General features: G+C 70.5%; 12 protein-coding genes and 1 pseudogene. 6 read left to right on the top strand and 7 right to left on the bottom strand.

From position 1 onward, the window contains the following. The first annotated feature begins 169 nt into the window (after nt 1–169). From GUY59_RS06170 to GUY59_RS06160, 4 genes and pseudogenes are all read left to right on the top strand, one after another. Complete coding sequence (locus GUY59_RS06170; protein WP_161714427.1) at nt 170–4,444, top strand: NEW3 domain-containing protein; 4,275 nt, start codon at nt 170–172, stop codon at nt 4,442–4,444. Beyond that, a pseudogene (locus tag GUY59_RS51265) lies at nt 4,441–4,713 on the top strand (DUF7158 domain-containing protein); the annotation flags it as partial. The gene GUY59_RS06170 and the pseudogene GUY59_RS51265, both read left to right, overlap by 4 nt. A 446-nt stretch (nt 4,714–5,159) precedes the next feature. Next, nucleotides 5,160–5,495, top strand: a complete 336-nt coding sequence (locus GUY59_RS06165; RefSeq protein ID WP_138201140.1) for a hypothetical protein — start codon at nt 5,160–5,162, stop codon at nt 5,493–5,495. A gap of 309 nt (nt 5,496–5,804) precedes the next feature. Continuing rightward, nucleotides 5,805–6,707: an ROK family protein gene (locus tag GUY59_RS06160; RefSeq protein WP_132335015.1), complete on the top strand. Its 903-nt coding sequence runs from the start codon at nt 5,805–5,807 to the stop codon at nt 6,705–6,707. Nucleotides 6,708–7,071: 364 nt separating this feature from the next. Here the strand turns inward: GUY59_RS06160 and GUY59_RS47335 are convergent, their stop codons facing one another. From GUY59_RS47335 to purN, 3 genes are all read right to left on the bottom strand, one after another. Further along, the gene (locus GUY59_RS47335) at nt 7,072–7,248 is read right to left on the bottom strand and encodes a hypothetical protein (protein WP_171055393.1); all 177 of its coding nucleotides are present in this window, start codon (nt 7,246–7,248) and stop codon (nt 7,072–7,074) included. A gap of 119 nt (nt 7,249–7,367) precedes the next feature. Then, a complete protein-coding gene (purH, locus tag GUY59_RS06155; protein WP_138201141.1) occupies nt 7,368–8,909 on the bottom strand; it encodes a bifunctional phosphoribosylaminoimidazolecarboxamide formyltransferase/IMP cyclohydrolase in 1,542 nt (513 codons plus the stop codon). Further along, entirely contained in the window at nt 8,906–9,535 is a 630-nt protein-coding gene (gene purN / locus GUY59_RS06150; protein ID WP_212746192.1) for a phosphoribosylglycinamide formyltransferase, read from the bottom strand. The genes purH and purN overlap by 4 nt, the downstream gene beginning before the upstream one ends. 76 nt (nt 9,536–9,611) lie before the next feature. Here purN and GUY59_RS06145 point away from each other — a divergent pair, with 76 nt between their 5' ends. Continuing rightward, complete coding sequence (locus GUY59_RS06145) at nt 9,612–10,031, top strand: hypothetical protein (RefSeq protein ID WP_246064189.1); 420 nt, start codon at nt 9,612–9,614, stop codon at nt 10,029–10,031. 44 nt (nt 10,032–10,075) lie between these two features. Here GUY59_RS06145 and GUY59_RS06140 read toward each other — a convergent pair whose 3' ends face one another. The 3 genes from GUY59_RS06140 to sucC all read right to left on the bottom strand — a co-directional run bounded on the left by GUY59_RS06140 (nt 10,076) and on the right by sucC (nt 14,146). Beyond that, nucleotides 10,076–11,713, bottom strand: coding sequence for a cell division protein PerM (locus tag GUY59_RS06140; protein WP_138201143.1), 1,638 nt, complete (start codon nt 11,711–11,713; stop codon nt 10,076–10,078). Between the two features lie 372 nt (nt 11,714–12,085). Then, entirely contained in the window at nt 12,086–12,961 is an 876-nt protein-coding gene (gene sucD, locus GUY59_RS06135) for a succinate--CoA ligase subunit alpha (protein WP_132335022.1), read from the bottom strand. 3 nt (nt 12,962–12,964) lie between these two features. Then, nucleotides 12,965–14,146 carry an ADP-forming succinate--CoA ligase subunit beta gene (gene sucC, locus GUY59_RS06130; RefSeq protein ID WP_138201166.1) on the bottom strand — a complete coding sequence of 394 codons (1,182 nt, stop codon included), beginning with the start codon at nt 14,144–14,146 and terminating at the stop codon, nt 12,965–12,967. A 660-nt stretch (nt 14,147–14,806) separates the two neighbouring features. Here sucC and GUY59_RS06125 point away from each other — a divergent pair. Further along, nucleotides 14,807–15,682 (top strand): hypothetical protein, encoded by an 876-nt coding sequence (locus GUY59_RS06125; RefSeq protein WP_138201144.1) that lies wholly within the window; start codon nt 14,807–14,809, stop codon nt 15,680–15,682. A 142-nt stretch (nt 15,683–15,824) separates the two neighbouring features. Here the strand turns inward: GUY59_RS06125 and GUY59_RS06120 are convergent. Then, the coding region (locus GUY59_RS06120) for an NAD-dependent epimerase/dehydratase family protein (RefSeq protein ID WP_161714426.1) at nt 15,825–16,670 on the bottom strand (846 nt) is incomplete at its 5' end.

Raw genomic sequence — 16,670 nt, 5'->3', positions numbered from 1 at the left:
CAGAACGGTGATCGCGTACGTGACGGAGAAACGAGTCAGGCGCACTGGTTATCCACAGACCCCAGGCAGTTGGATCAGGATATCCACAGGCAGTCGTTGACATCGTTGTCATTGATCTTTCAAAGGCTTAGTGTTACGGGCGCCAGCAACAAGCTCAGGAGGTCCCCCCTTGCCCACCCGCCTGTTGTCCGCGGAGTCGACCGATCTGTTCGTGGGCTCGCGTGACGAGCCGCATCAAGTGCTGCGCGTCACCGTCGCCGCAGGAGACCAGGAGACGTCGCTCGACCTGCGCGGCGAGGGTGTCCGCCTGGCCGGGCCCGTGAGCGTTCCGGCCACGGCCGGCGTGGTCGAGGCCCCCATGACCGTGTCCGCGTCACCGGGCGCCGCCGTGCCCTGCCGGCTCATCCTGGGCGAGGAGTCCCTGGAGGTCAACGTCACAGCCGAGGAGCCGGGCTGGACCATGCACATGGTCTCCCACTTCCACTACGACCCGGTGTGGTGGAACACGCAGGCCGCCTACACCAGCCCGTGGGAGCTGCTCTCCGCCGACTCCACGACCAGGCCACTGTACGAGCGCAACGCGTTCGCGCTGGTCGAGGCGCACATCGAGCTGGCGCTGCGCGATCCCGACTACCGTTTCGTGCTGGCCGAGGTCGACTATCTCAAGCCGTTCTTCGACACCCACCCCGAGCGGCGGGCCGACCTGCGGGCCCTCATGGCGGAGGGCCGCGTCGAGCTGATCGGCGGCACCTACAACGAGCCCAACACCAATCTGACCGGCGCGGAGACCACGATCCGCAACCTCGTCTACGGCATCGGCTACCAGCGCGACATCCTGGGCGGCGATCCGCGCACCGCCTGGCAGCTCGACGTGTTCGGGCACGACCCGCAGTTCCCCGGCCACCTCGCGGCGGCCGGGCTGACCGGCAGCGCGTGGGCACGCGGGCCGTTCCACCAGTGGGGCCCGATCAGCAAGAACTTCAAGCAGGCCAAGAACGACGCGGCGCTGATGCAGTTCCCCAGCGAGTTCGAGTGGATCTCGCCGTCGGGGCAGGGCGTGCTGACCCACTACATGCCCGCCCACTATTCCGCCGGCTGGTGGATGGACTCCTCGCCCTCGCTCGACGATGCCTGCCAGGCGGTCTACGACCTCTACCGCTCGCTCAAGCCCGTCGCCGCGACGAAGAACATCCTGCTCCCTGTCGGCACCGACTACACGCCGCCCAACAAGTGGGTCACCGACATCCACCGCACGTGGGCCTCCCGCTACGTGTGGCCCAGGTTCGTCTGCGCCACACCACGCGACTTCCTCGACGCCGTCCGCGCGGACCTGCCGGCGTTCAGCCCTCAGACGCGCGACATGAACCCTATTTACACCGGCAAAGACGTCTCCTACATCGACACCAAGCAGGCGCAGCGGGCCGCCGAGGTGGCGGCGCTCGACGCCGAGCGCCTGTCGGCGTTCGCCGCGCTGCTCGGGCTCGGCCGCTACCCGCACACCGCGCTCGACAAGGCCTGGCGGCAACTGGCCTACGGCGCGCACCACGACGCGATCACCGGCTCCGAGTCCGACCAGGTCTACATCGACCTGCTGACCGGCTGGCGCGAGGCCCACGACCTGGCCGCGGCCGCCCGCGACAGCGCGCTCGACGCTCTCACCGGCCAGATCACGCTCGACGGCCACAGCGTGGTGGTGACCAACACCCTGCCCTTCGCCCGCGACGGCCTGGTCCGCGTGCGCGTCCCCGCCGGTCACACCGTGGCCGAGCTCTCCGGGGCCGAGCTCTCCGGGGCCGGTCCTTCCGGGACTGAGCTCTCCGGAGCCGAGCTCCCCGCCGTAGCCGAGGGCGACACGCTGACCTTCCTGGCTCGCGACGTGCCCTCGCTGGGCTGGCGCTCCTATCGCGTGGTGCCGGGCTCCCCCGGCTCCTGGCAGGATCAGGCCGCTGCGGCCCGCGCCGCCGACCAGGGGACCCGGCCGGCGTCGGCCGCCTCCGATCAGAGGCCGACCGCCACTGACGCGCCCGTCACCATCGAGAACGACCGGTGGCGCGTCACGGCCGATCCGGCACGTGGCGGGGTGCTGACCTCCATCCTCGACCTCGCCTCGGGCCGCGAACTGCTCACCGGCCCCGGCAACGAGCTGCGCCTCTACCACGAATATCCGCAACACCCCGACATGGGCGAGGGCCCCTGGCATCTCGTCCCCACCGGCCAGGCCGAAGGCTCCGCCGAGACGCGGGCGCTGTCGGCGAGCGCGCAGACGAGCCCGATCGGCCGCCGCCTGACGGTCACGGGCCAGGTCGGCGAGATCGCCTACGAGCAGATTGTCACCCTGCCGGCCGGCTCCGACCGCATAGACTTCACCACCCGCGTGCTCGACCACACCGGCGCCGACCGCCTGCTCCGCGTGCGGTTCCCCGCCCGCGTCGACGGGGCGCTGCCGGTGTCCGACGTGGCCGGCGCCGTGGTGGGGCGCGGGTTCGCGCTGCCCGACGTCGACACCGCCGAGCACCCGTGGACCCTCGACAACCCGGCCAACACCTGGTTCGGCCTGTCCACCACGGCGAAGGTCGACCTCGGCGAGGCGGGCGCGCGGGCGCTGGGCGTGGCCGAGGTCGTGGTGCCCGCCCTCGACGACGCGCCCAAGGCCCGCGAGCTGGTGGTGGCCCTGGCCCGCGTGGGCGTGACCGCCACCACGTCCTCCGCGCCCGGCACCCGCTACGGCTGGCTCGACGTCGATTCCAACCTGCCCGACGTACGCATCGTCATCGGCGGCCCCGACGACAACCCGCTGGCCGCCGAGCTGCTCTCCCGCGCCGACCCGGCCTACCTCGACGCGCTCAAGTCAGGCGTGTCCCGGGTGTGGGTGCCCGCCGAGCGCCCGCTGACGGAGGTCTGGCAACCGAGCGCCGACCTGCGCGACGTCCGCGCCCTGCCCGCCCTGATCGTCACCGGCCCCCTTTCCGACCTCGTGGCCGACCTCACCGACGCCACGATCGAGGCGGTCTGCCCGCTGGGCGCCGAGCACCTCGACGACCGTACGGTCGCGCTGCTCACCTACGGCCTGCCCGGTTTCGCCGTCGACCCGTCGGGCGCCCTGCACCTGTCCTTGATGCGCTCGTGCACGGGCTGGCCGTCGGGCATCTGGCTTGATCCGCCCCACCGCACGACACCCGACGGCTCGGGTTTCCAGCTCCAGCACTGGACACACGAGTTCTCCTACTCCCTGATGGCCGGCGAGGGCGACTGGCGGGCCCTGCGGCTGCCCGCCGCGGCGCAGGAGCACATCACCCCGCTGCTCCCCCGCACGATCGACACCGCCCAGCAGGGCGACCTACCGCAGGTGCACTCCCTGCTGACCCTCACGCCGGCCCGTGACGTGCTGCTGAGCACCCTCAAGGCCACCGGCAACCCGCACGCCCACGGCCGCGCTGACCAGCCTGACGACGGTGTGACCATCCGCCTGGTCGAGTCGACCGGGCTGGGCTCCCAGGCCACGCTCGCCTCCCCCGTACTCCCTCTCGACCGGCTCACCCAGGCCGACCTGCTCGAACGTCCCGGCGCGCCGGCCACCACCCTCACGCTGACCGGCGCGGAGATCGCCACCTACCTCGCCCCCGCAACCCTGCCCGCCGCCGAAGCGCCCGCGTTCGGCCAGGAAACCGAGCTGGCGCAGCCCGTCTACAGCCGCTACTGGCTGCACAACAAGGGTCCCGCGCCGCTGGGCTACCTGCCGATCTCCGTCGCCATCGACCCCGGTCTCGTCACCTCGCCGCAGGAGCCCTTCCAGGTGGAGGTCGTCATCTCCTCCCACCTGACCGACGAGCCCCATGAGGGCGTGACCGAGATCCGCGTGCCCGACGGCTGGGCGGCCACCCCGGCCCAGCGCCCCTTCCGCCTCGCTCCGGGCGGCCACCTTCGTTTCCCGGTGACGGTGACGCCTCCGCCCCAGCCGGGCTCCGGCCTCCACTTCGTCGCGGCCCGCACCACCGCGGGCGGCCAGGTCATCGAAGACGTCACCACGGTCGCCTTCGGTGACACTCCTGAGCTGCCCGTGGCGGGCACCCCCGCCGAGCCGCGCAGAGCCAACCGCGGCACCACGTCGGCCACCGCCCGCCCCACGGGCCTGTCGGTCACCCCCGCCACCGAATCGCTGACGCTCCGTCCCGGCGACCGCGCCTCGCTCACGCTCAGGCTCGCCAACACGACGTCGGACGAGATCCGCGGCGAGGCCCAACTCGCCTCTCCCTGGGGCACGTGGGCCATGCTCCCTGAGGTCACCCAGGGCTTCACGGTGACCGCGGGCGAGACGGCGGAGGTGTCGTTCCCGGTGGAGGTCCCCGCGGACGCCACCGACGGCCACGCCTGGGCCCTGGCCAAGGTCATGTGGTTCGGCCGCTGCCAGTACGCTCCCGCCGTCCGCCTGGAGGTGACCCGATGACCCACCGCCTCCGGCCCTCCATGACCTCCGCGGCGGGCGGGAAGACGACTGGCCGGCGAACGGGTCAGAGGCCAGATCCACAGACCACTCGGACGGCGGGCCCCTCGCCGGCAGCGCCGACCGGCTCGACCACCGGCCCGGAGACGAAGCACTTCGCTCACCAGGAGGTGATCGGCTGGGTCGATGGCCGCCCGATCTCCCGCAAGCTGCTCGACGACCGCCTCACCGCCCTGCGGGAGGGCCCGCTCAGCGCCGCGCTTCCGGTGCCTGGCACCTCCGAGGACCGCCAGCTCGCCAGGTGGCTGACGCAGGTCATCCTCACCGAGGCGCTGTGTGAGAGCACGGCCACGGGCCTCGGCCTGAGCCCGCAGGAGAGACCGCCACTGGATCGGCTGGCCGCCGTCGAACTCGGCTCCATCAACGCCGCCGCCTACAACGGCAGCCCGTGGGTGCGCGCCGTGTTCGACCATGTCACCCTCGGGGTCGTGACCCCGTCGGAATGGCGGCGGAAGCCGTCTCCCGCCCCCGCTTCCCCGTCACGGCACCTCGTACGCCATCGGCTGTTCACCGATCGCGAGCAGGCGTGCGACGCCGCACCCGCCGATCTCGAACCCCTCGGGCCGATCACGCTCGACTCACTGCCGACCGTGATCGCCGAGGCGATCCAGTCCCATCCGTACGACACACTCGTCGGCCCGGTCGAGGACGGCCTCGGGTGGCACGTCGCCATCGCCACCCCGGTCACGGCCCCGCACATACCCCGCCGCTCGGGCTCGGCTCCAATTCCGGGCTCACGTTCGGCGCCTCCCTTCCGCAGCTCGACATCAGCACCCCGGCCGACCACGCCGCCCCCGGCTTCAGAGGCTGCGTCCACCACGTCCTCAAGCCCGACCACGCCGCCAAGCTCCACTCCGACACCACCCCTGGCCACGCCTCCAAGTCCCGCACCAACACCACCCCCAGCCGAGTCCCCGAGCCTGGCCCCGTCGCCTCGGCCCGGAGCTTCGACGGCCGGGTCTTCGGAACCGACCGCGAGCACCCTCGCGGGTAGGACCGCCGGCGGGCCGGACCCTGCCTCCGACCTGGCGCCCGATGCGACCTCAATCTCACCCTCGGAAACGTCCGCAACCATGACCCCCGGAGCGGCTGCGGGGCGGTTTATGGGAGGATCCGCCCTGGAGGAGCAACAATCGCATCGGATGTCCCATGCATCGCACCAAGATCCATACCTCTTGGGGGCGGCGCAGCGGCAGGCGTTCGCGCGGTGGCTCGACGACCTACGTGCCAAGAAGGTGAAGCTCGTTCCCGGCTTTGAGCATCCTGGCGACCCCCGCCAGCCCGACAACCATCACAAACATTGATGACCTGCGTACTCGCCATCGACATCGGAGGGACCAAGCTCGCCGCCGCGCTGGTGGACGAGACCGGTTCGATCCTGCGGTCCGCCACCCGGCCCACACCGCGTGCGGACGTCATGAACGCGCTGGCGGCTCTCGTCACGGAGGTGACCACGGGTGGCCCGCCGCCCGTGGCCGCCGGCATCGGTTGCGCGGGCCCCATCGACCTCGCCACCGGAACCGTGAGCCCGGTCAACATGCCGAGCTGGCGGGAGTTCCCGCTGCGCGACGAAGTACGCAGGCTGACCGGTCTGCCCACCATGCTGGCGGGCGACGCGCAGTGCTTCGCCCTCGGGGAGCACTGGCTGGGCGCGGGCCAGGGCAGCGACACGCTGCTCGGCATCGTGGTCTCCACAGGCATCGGCGGCGGCCTGGTGATCAACGGCTCGCCTCTGCTCGGCCCGACGGGTAACGCCGGGCATGTGGGCCACATGTCCGTGGATCCGAACGGTGAGCGTTGCGAGTGCGGCGGCCTGGGGTGTGTGGAGCGCTACTCCAGCGGGCCCAACCTGGTTCGCTGGGCCGTCGGTCACGGCTGGAAAGGCGAGCCGGCCGACGCCCGTACTTTGGCCGAGGACGCGGCGGCGGGCGACGCGGTCGCGCTGGCGGCGTTCGAGCGCGGGTCCAGGGCGCTGGCGGGGATGATCGCCTCGGTGACGGCCGCGACCGAAACCACGAGGGTGGTGGTCGGTGGTGGCGTGTCGATGGCGGGCAAGGTGCTGTTCGAGCCCTTGGCGCGGGCGCTCGACGACGTCGCGGGCCTCGCCTTCGTCAGGGCCGTCCGGGTCGTGCCCTCCGTGCTGGGGGTCCGGGCCTCTCTGGCGGGGGCGGCCAAGCTCGCGCTGGATCATTCACCATCGTCATAGTGCGACGGGCGGCAACTCCGCCGCCCGTCCCGCACGGTCCGCCGTTCCGTACCGCTCTCGTCGCGATGTGTCCGTCCGGCGTGCCCGTGTGGCAGCACGAGCCGGCCGCCGCGCGGCCGTCACTTCCCTCCCGTGTGGGTCACTTCCCGTGTGGCCGTCACTTCCCGTGTGGCGGTCCGGACGACCGTGACTCCCGGCGGCAACCGCCGTGTGAGTCTCACCGGCGCACGCCCTTCGCTGAAGCGGGTACGCCGTAACGCGCGCTCGACCGTGGTGCGTGGTCTGGCGGAATGTCGCGGCGCAGGGCGGCTCCCGTGCCGGAGGACTCAGGGTGGGGGTTCTGCGAAAGGGTGCCGGGGTCGGGTTACTCGGGCTCGGTCAGCCGGGCCTCGCGGCGTTCGATGATACGGCGGGTGAACGGGATGATCTCAACGACGCGGATGCCCAGATAGGCACCGATGAAGGCGAGCACCAGAAGGACGAAGGGGCTGGTGGCGAGGCCGTTCACGGTGACGAGGGCCTGAAGGGTCGCGTCAAGCAAGGCAGACTCCGGGGAACGAGCGAACTGGGGAAGGCATCAGGTTAACCGGAAGCACGGGATGCTCGCCGCAAAACGGCCAAAGGGCGACATGATCGGTCATGTCGCCCTTTGGAGGATGATCAGTGGAAGAAGTGGCGCGTGCCGGTGAAGTAGAGGGTGATGCCCGCCTTCTCGGCCGCGTCGATGACCTCCTGGTCACGGATGGAGCCGCCGGGTTCGACGATCGCACGTACGCCCGCCTCGATCAGCACCTGCGGGCCGTCGGGGAACGGGAAGAACGCGTCGGACGCCGCCACAGAACCGGCGGCGCGCTCACCCGCCCTGGTGACCGCCAGCCGGCAGGAATCGACCCGGTTGACCTGGCCCATGCCGACGCCCACGGTCGCACCGTCGGCGGCGAGCAGGACGGCGTTCGACTTGACCGAGCGGCAGGCCCGCCAGGCGAACTCCAGGCCGGCCAGTTGCTCGGGCGTGGCCGGCGTACCGGTCTTGAGCTCCCACTGGGCGGCCGAGTCGCCGGGCGCGTCCACCTTGTCGACCGACTGCACCAGCAGGCCGCCGTCGATCTCGCGCAGTTCGGTACGCCGTGACGGGCCCTGCTCGCACACCAGGAGGCGCAGGCTCTTCTTGGCGCGCAGCGTCTCCAGCGCCTCGGCGGCGTAGGAGGGGGCGATGACCACCTCGGTGAAGACTTCGGCGATCTGGCCGGCCAGTTCGGCCGTGACCTCGCGGTTGACGGCGATCACCCCGCCGTAGGCGGACACGGGGTCGCACGCGTGCGCCTTGCGGTGTGCCTCGGCCACGTCGGAGCCGACCGCGATGCCGCACGGGTTCTGGTGCTTGATGATGGCCACGCAGGGCTCGGAGAAGTCCCACGCGGCCCGCCAGGCGGCGTCGGAGTCGAGGTAGTTGTTGTAGGACATCTCCTTGCCGTGCAACTGCTCGGCGTTGGCGAGACCGCCCGTGCCGCCCGTGTAGAGCGCGGCGCCCTGGTGCGGGTTCTCGCCGTAGCGCAGGGTGGCCTTGCGCTGGTAGGTGCCGCCGGTGAACGACGGGAAATCACCCTCCTCGCCGTACGTGCCGGCGAACCAGTTGGCCACGGCCACGTCGTACGACGCCGTGTGGGCGTACGCGATGCCGGCCAGGCGCCGGCGCTCGGCCAGCGTGAAGCCGCCCTCGGCCACGGCGGTGAGCACGTCGCCGTAGGAGCCGGGGTCGACCACGACGGCGCAGGTGTTGTGGTTCTTGGCGGCGCCGCGGATCATGGCGGGCCCGCCGATGTCGATCTGCTCGACGCACTCCTCCGCCGACGCCCCCGAGGCCACCGTCTCCTGGAACGGATAGAGATTGACCACCACGAGCTGGAACGGATCGATCTCCAGCTCCGCCAACTGGGTCACGTGGTGCGGCTTGGTGACGTCGGCCAGCAGCCCGGCGTGCACGCGCGGGTGCAGCGTCTTGACCCGTCCGTCGAGGCACTCGGGGAACCCGGTCAGCTGCTCCACCTTCGTCACCGGGATCCCGAAGGACGAGATCGCGGCGGCCGTGCCGCCGGTCGAGACGATCTCCACACCGGCGTCGTCGAGGGCTCTCGCCAGCTCATCGAGCCCGGACTTGTCGTAAACAGCGATCAACGCGCGCCGGATGGCGATGCGAGTCACGTGGATTCCCCTCCTGTGTGGTTGCCGATGCGGACGCTGCGTCCGCTGACCGTCCAGCCCTCGCGAGCCATCCGGCCGACGATCTCGACGAGCAGGCGGCGCTCGACGGTCTTGATGCGCTCGTGCAGCACGGCCTCGTCGTCGTCAGGGAGCACGGGCACGGCCTCCTGGGCGACGATCGGCCCGGTGTCGACGCCCTCGTCGGCCAGCATGACCGTGCAGCCGGTCACTTTGACCCCGTGGGCGAGCGCGTCGCGCACGCCGTGCGCGCCGGGGAACGACGGCAGGAGCGCGGGATGGGTGTTGAGCAGAGGCGCCGCCTGGAGGGTGGGCTTGCCGAGAATCTTCATGAAACCCGCCGCCACGACCAGGTCAGGCGCGTACACGGAGATCCTGGCCGCGACGGCCACATCCCATTCCGCCCGCGTAGCGTAATCGCCCACTTTTTCCACAAAAGTCGGGATTCCTGCCTTCGAGGCCCTGACCAGCCCCTCTATCCCCTCCCTGTCGGCGCCGACCGCCACCACGCGAGCACCGTAGGACGGGTCGGCAGAAGCGTCCAGCAGGGCCTGTAGGTTGGTTCCAGAGCCGGAGACAAGGACGACGAGCCGCCCAACCTTAGACACGCACACTCTCCCAGGTGGTAACAGGGTGGGGCTGTCAGAGTATCTGTTCCTCGCCCGGCGACGCAGAGGAGGTCAGGTGTCGACACCGGTGAAGGCGCCGGCAGGCCAGCAGCCCGCTGAATCGGCGGGCCGCCGAGCGATCTGGTTGTCCATCGCAGCGCTGGCCATGACGTTCATGTTGCCGCTCGCAGGCCTGGTCATGGCGCTGTTCGCGCTCATGGCCGGCATCAAGGCGCTGCCACTGCTCAAGGGCGAAGGCAAACCCACCGGTGTCGTCGTGGGTGGCATCACCGTCTCTGCGATCGCGCTGGCGCTGTCCACGATGGCCTCCGGGATGCAGCTCTACCTCATGGACGAATACTCCGCCTACCAGGAGTGCATGAAGGGCGCGGGGACGGTGTCGTCCCAGGGTGAGTGTTTCACGCAGTTCAGGGAAGCGGCGCAGCGCAAGCTCCCGGCCGACGTGCTCGAACTGCTCGGCGCCATGCAGCCGTAAGCCTCGCGCGAACAACCGTGCGGCGATCAGCCCCGCGTAGGCGGTCAGTCGCGGTCCCACGCGTAGGGGTCGACGTAGATGACGTGGCCGCCCCGGTCGTCCGACTCGTCCACGATGTCCTTGCGCGGCGGGCGTGCGCCCCCCGGCTTCGGCTCCGGCGCGCGTGAGCGCGACTGGGCCAGCGTCTCGGCCGCCGCCGACGCGTGCTCGTCCTGCCAGTCGTCCCTGATGACGGGGATCTCCTGGGTGTCGGCCTCCGTCGCGTCCATCCAGTGGCCGGGCAACGGGCGCGGATCCGACTCGGCCAGCCCCACCTTGCTGGCCGCCTTGGCCAGCGCCGCCCCGGCCCTGCGCACGGGCGCGGCCGCCTTGTCCAGCGGCGTACGGGCACGTTTGTTGATCAGCAGCAGGTTCGTCACGCCGGCGGAGATGCCCGCGGCCACGCCCACCTCGAGCGCCACCGACAGCGCCACCTCCCAGGGGGAGGGACCGACCGTGGCCAGCCTGCCCCCGCCGATCGGCCCGCCGGACAGCGCCGCCAGCACGCCGGCCACGACACCCGTCGAGACCCCGCTGAGGAACCCCCACAGCGGCGCCGCCTCGTAGGACGGCGACGGCGAGATCCTGGCCACCATCACGCCCGCCACCGCCCCGGCCGCGAACGGCAGCGCGACCACCACCATCATCCACGCCGGCACGGTTCCGCTGTCCGGCAGCGCCCCCAGCAACGGCAGGCTCGGCACGGTGCCGAGCTGCACCCCGGTGGGCGCGACCAGGGTGTCGGCGCCGATCGCGAACCCCGGCCCCGCGACGTAGGACAGGGCCCAGACGACGGCGTTGAGCGCGTAGAGGAGCTGCAGCAGCACCAGCAGCACCCCGCCCACGAACCCGGGCGAGAGCACGCTGGACAGCTCCTTGATCTGCCCGAAGTTCAGCACGATGGCGACGAGCAGGAGCGCGAGCCCGGCAACGAGCAGCACCGCCGTGGCGACGGCCGTACCGACGGTCAGCGCGCGCACCCGCTCGGGCAGCAGCCGCAACATCACCCGCCATGGACCGATCATCCGGGCCGTGGCCAGCGAACCCGCCAGGAACGCCAGCACGAAGTGGCTGAGCAGCGTCTCACCCAGGAAGGGCTGCGTGATCTCGTTACGCGCGACGAGCGCGATCAGCCCGGCGAGCAGCGCGTAAGGGGCCGCCAGCGACACCCCCGCCTGCACCACCAGCACCAGCTGGGCCCGCCGCCGGGCGCTCGCCTGCGCCTTGGGGCTGTTCTTCGGCAGCCGGGCGGGCAGGCGCAGCCGCAGGTCGGCGTCACGGGCCATCCACCGCGCCGCGCGGTAGAGCAGCACGGCGGGCAGCAGCATCAACCCCAGCGGCAGCAGGCCGACCCGCCCGCCGGGGATCGCGAACCCGGCGTGGTGCGCGGCCAGCCAGAGCTGCGCCGCCGTGCGGAACACACCTGGCAACCCCGCCCCGAGCGTCCCGCGCGGGGCCGCGATCCAGCCGACCAGGGTGAGCGTGGTGAGCGCCGCCAGCCCGACGCCGAGCGTGGCGGCGGCCGCCAGCATCCCCGACACGGGCAGCGGCCGCCTGGTCTCGTCATCGTCGCTCGAGACCCCTGGCAGTCGGCCGAGCACCGACCGGGGGGCGGCACGTAGCTGGTCGAGAATCGCCGTCACAGTAGGCGATTTTCTCAAGCTTTCCCGACCAGCGCTTGGTTGACGCGCCGCCGGCCCCTACTTTGTGCCCGCCGCGCGCCACCCTCTCCCACTTTGCGACCGCGATCGCGCGATCTCCCGCCACACGGCACTGCTCCAGTCAATCCCGTACGGCACCGCCACCCTCACCCACTCGCCGACCGTGCCCGGGGTCCGTCCAGGGAGACGCCTCTGAACCGGTCAGTGGCGCGCCGCCGTTACGGCGCCCCGCCGGCCGTGTTCCGTGGCCGAGGTGTGACCCCGTGACCTGGTACCGGAATCGTGCACGCGTACGGCAGAACAACGCGAAGCCCCGCACGGGATCCCGTGCGGGGCTGTCAGGGGAGGCGGCGCTCAGCGGGCCTGCATGATCTCGCGCATCAGGCGGGCCGTCTCGGAGGGGGTCTTGCCGACGCGAACGCCGACCTTCTCCAGGGCCTCCTTCTTCGCCTGGGCGGTGCCGGCCGAGCCGGACACGATGGCGCCCGCGTGGCCCATCGTCTTGCCCTCTGGCGCGGTGAACCCGGCTACGTAGGCCACGACCGGCTTGCTGACGTGCTGCTCGATGTAGGCGGCGGCCCGTTCCTCGGCGTCGCCGCCGATCTCGCCGATCATCACGATCGCGTCGGTGGCGGGGTCTTCCTGGAACGCCTGGAGCGCGTCGATGTGGGTGGTGCCGATGACCGGGTCGCCGCCGATGCCCACGGCGGTGGAGAAGCCGAAGTCGCGCAGTTCGTACATCAGCTGGTAGGTCAGCGTGCCGGACTTCGAGACCAGGCCGATGCGGCCGGCGGTGGTGATGTCGGCGGGGATGATGCCGGCGTTGGAGGCGCCGGGAGAGGCGATGCCCGGGCAGTTGGGGCCGATGATGCGGGTCTTGTTGCCCTTGGCCACCGCGTAGGCCCAGAACTCGGTCGAGTCGTGCACCGGCACGCCCTCGGTGATCACGACGCAGAGCGGCATCTCGGCGTCGATGGCCTCCTTGACCGCGTTCTTGGTGAACGCCGGGGGCACGAACACGACGGACACGTCGGCGCCGGTCTGCTCCATCGCCTCCTTGACCGTGCCGAACACGGGCAGGCCCTCGTGCGTGGTGCCCGCCTTGCGGGCGTTGACGCCGCCTACGACGCGGGCGCCTGAGGCGAGCATGCGGCGGGTGTGCTTGGTGCCCTCGCCGCCCGTCATGCCCTGAACGATGATCTTGCTGTTGTCAGTCAACCAGATGGCCATGGGTCACACACCTGCCGCAGCGAGCTCGGCGGCCCGCTTGGCCGCGTCGTCCATCGTGTCTACCAGCTCGACCCGCGGGAGCGCGGCATCGGCGAGAATCTGCCGCCCGAGCTGGGCGTTGTTGCCGTCGAGGCGGACCACCAGCGGGTGGGACACGGCCTCGCCACGGCTTTCCAGCAGCTTGAACGCCGAGACGATGCCGTTGGCGACGGCGTCGCAGGCGGTGATGCCGCCGAAGACGTTCACGAAGATCGACTTGACGCTGGGGTCGGAGAGAATGATCTCAAGGCCCGCGGCCATGACCTCGGCCGAGGCGCCGCCGCCGATGTCGAGGAAGTTGGCGGGCGACGGCTTGCCGGGGAACTGCTCGCCCGCGTAGGCCACCACGTCGAGCGTGGACATGACCAGGCCGGCACCGTTGCCGATGATGCCGACGTCGCCGTCGAGCTTGACGTAGTTGAGGTCCTTCTGCTTGGCCTTGGCCTCGAGCGGGTCCTCGGCCGCCTTGTCGGCGAGCGCCTCGTGGTCGGGCTGGCGGAACACGGCGTTGTCGTCGAGGGTCACCTTGCCGTCGAGGGCCTTCACCTGGCCGTCGGCCGACAGGATCATCGGGTTGACCTCGACGAGCGTGGTGTCCTCGTCGACGAAGCAGCACCACAGCTTCTCGATGAGCTCGGCGGCGCCGTCGAGCGCCTTGTCCGGCAGGCCGCCGGCCGTCGCGATCTCGCGGGCCTTGGCGCGGTCGATGCCGGTCAGTGCCGATACCGGCACCTTGGCGACCTTCTCCGGCGCGGTGTGGGCGACCTCTTCGATGTCCATGCCGCCGGCGGCGGAGCAGATCGCGAGGAAGGTGCGGTTGGCGCGGTCGAGCAGGAAGGAGAAGTAATATTCCTCCGCGATCGCGCTGGCCTCCTCCACGAGCACTTTGTGGACCGTGTGGCCCTTGATGTCCATGCCGAGGATGGCGGTGGCCTTCTCGACGGCGTCGGCGGTGTCGGCCGCCACTTTCACGCCGCCGGCCTTGCCACGGCCACCGGTCTTGACCTGAGCCTTGACGACAACGCGGCCTGTCAGCTCCTCGGCCGCCGACCGCACCTCCTCCACGGTGTGGGCGACGATGCCGCGTGGCACCGGGATGCCGTAGTCAGCGAAGAGTTCCTTCGCCTGATGTTCGAACAGGTCCACGAGGGGTCCGTCCTCTTCCCATGTGTCGCTCACCCTCCTCACTCGCTCCGTGGAGTGCCTTTTGCGCCGGCCCTCCACTCCGCTCGCTACGTCGGGTTCGCTCCTTGCTTATCCGACTGAATGTTCGACGCTTGTCCGACTGATGTTCGGCGGCCCGTGCACCTGCACTTACGGTCGCGTCCGAGGTGCCGTTCGTTGGCATCGTGCCTTGCCCTCTCACGGCGAGCTCCGGCGCTCAGGGTGCGTGCCGGGCGTTTCCGCCAGTGAAGCCTAGCCCGAAGCTTGACCTGACCAGGTCATCGGGTGGGGGTTCTCGCGCTATGTGACGGTGATCTCACTTCTCCACGACGGCACCTGCACGAATTTTGCACCGATTCGATGGCATACGCCCTAGTTCTCGATATACGGTCGTGATCTTCGATTGGCAGGATCTCCTTCTCTTCCTTTTGGAACCATAGGGACCTCGTATGAATGGATTTGTCGCGGGCCTGACGGTGACCACGGCCACGCCTCCGGGGGCATGCGGGGTCCTTGAGGAAGACCTGAACCACGCGCTGAACTCGTTCGGCGGCATTCCGTAATGTCCGGCTCCGCCGAGCCGCTTCACAAGGCGAACTTGCGCCTTGACCTCAACAACACGACTTGACGAAGGAAATCCGCATGAAGCGAATCCTTACCGGCGTGGCGTTAGTCACGACCGCCGCACTGGCGACCGCCACCCCGGCGATGGCCGCCCCCAAGGACCCCGTGGTGGCCGTCAAGAAGCGGATGGCCCCCGGCAAGGGTGTGAGCTTCACCGAGCGCACGACGATCAGCCAGGGCGCCCGGCGCGAGGTGTTCCTCCGGCGCAGCGGCACCCTGCAGTTCGGCAAGTCGGGCATCGCCGCCTCCGACATCACCGGCAAGCTCAACATCACGTCCAAGGACCTGGCCGATGCGCCGGACGACGAGTTCGGCGAGTCCCTCAAGGCAATCGCCAAGCCTGAGCGCACGATCAAGATCGGCACCACGTCCTACCTCTCCGGCAACATGTGGGCGACCTTGCTGCCCGAGGGCAAGACCTGGTTCAAGGCGGCCAAGGGTCTGGCCGGCGGCGCCACCGCCACGTTCGGCCAGTTCGTCAACCTCGGCGAACACTCCACGCTCAAGGCCCTGCTCAAGGGCGCCAAGGCCACCAGCCACGGCTACACGGGCACGATCAAGCTGGGCGCACTGTGGAAGGCCTCGCCCTGGCTGCGCGCCGGATCGTCGCTCGGCTCGCCGAGCGCCAAGGCGATGAAGAGCCCGATCAAGTGGAGGCTCACCGTGAACGCGGCCGGCCTGCCGACGCGCCTTGTGACGACGTTCACGACCTCGGTGCACGGCCTCGGCGACAAGGGCAGCGTGAGCGTGGACACGAGATACACCGGCTGGGGCAAGGCCGTGTCGATCAAGGCGCCGCCGGCGAAGGACGTCGCGACCTCGTTCGAGGACAGCGGGGACGACATCCCCAGCCTGACCGAGATCCCCCTCGGCGCGTACGCCGTCACCGGCTGACCTGCCGGCCGTGCGCGCCTCTCCCGCCTGAGGACGGGAGAGGCGCGCACCGGACGGGACGGGCACGACCGGACGGGAGAGGCGCGTACCAGCGCGTACCGGACGGGACGGGCGCGGCGGCGCGGGAGAGGGGCGGCCGGGCTCAGCCCAGTCTGGACTTCCGGAGTGCCGCCCATTCGAGCGAGTGCCTGATGCCCTCATCGAGGGAGTAGCGGGTCTGCCAGTCCAGCAGGCGTCGGGCCCGGTCGCTGCGCGTGTAGGCGCCGGGCACGTCGCCGGGGCGGGCGGGGGCCTCGACGACCTCGATGGGACGGTCAACGACCCGGTTGAACGCCTCGGCCAGCTCGCGGACCGTGGTGCCCGCGCCGGTGCCCAGGTTGATCACGTCGGTGTCCAGCGCGTCGAACCTGCGCAGGGCGGCCACGTGCGCGGTCGCCAGATCCCATACGTGCACGTAGTCGCGGATTCCGGTGCCGTCTCTCGTGGGGTAGGCGGTGCCGGTGATCTGGAAGGGCACGCCGTCCTCGTACGCCTCGATCATCTTGCCCAGGGCGTGGCTGGGACGGCGCACCTGCAGGCCGGTACGCATCCGCGGGTCGGCGCCGATGGGGTTGAAGTAGCGCAGGGACAGGATCCTGATCGGACGGCTGGCCGCGATGTCGGCGAACATGGCCTCGCACACGGCCTTGGTCTGCGCGTACGGGCTCTGAGGGGCGAGCGGCGAGTCCTCGTCGACGGTGTGGTCCGCGCCCGCCTGGTAGATCGACGCGGAGGAGCTGAAAATCATCCGCTCGCAGCCGTTGCGGAGCAGGTGGTCGACGAGTTCGAGGCTCTTGGCGACGTTCGCGCGATAGTAGCCGATGGGGTCGGCCACGCTGTCCGGCACCACGATGAGCGCCGCGCAGTGAACGACAGCCTCAATATCCGGATTTTCGGCGAATATCTTGTCTATCAGTGGGCCATCCCCGATATCTCCCTCATAGAAGAC

The sequence above is a fragment of the Nonomuraea sp. K271 genome, from assembly GCF_009908215.1.
Taxonomy (GTDB): Bacteria; Actinomycetota; Actinomycetes; order Streptosporangiales; family Streptosporangiaceae; genus Nonomuraea; species Nonomuraea longispora.
The sequence above is the reverse complement of the archived record's forward strand: the minus strand, read 5'-3'. Positions and strand labels throughout refer to the sequence as shown.

Excerpts from the sequence above, each read along its gene's own strand:
- GUY59_RS06160 (WP_132335015.1), top strand. The coding sequence starts at position 5,805 with ATGACCTGCGTACTCGCCATCGACATCGGAGGGACCAAGCTCGCCGCC.
- sucD (WP_132335022.1), bottom strand. The coding sequence starts at position 12,961 with ATGGCCATCTGGTTGACTGACAACAGCAAGATCATCGTTCAGGGCATG.
- GUY59_RS06125 (WP_138201144.1), top strand. The coding sequence starts at position 14,807 with ATGAAGCGAATCCTTACCGGCGTGGCGTTAGTCACGACCGCCGCACTG.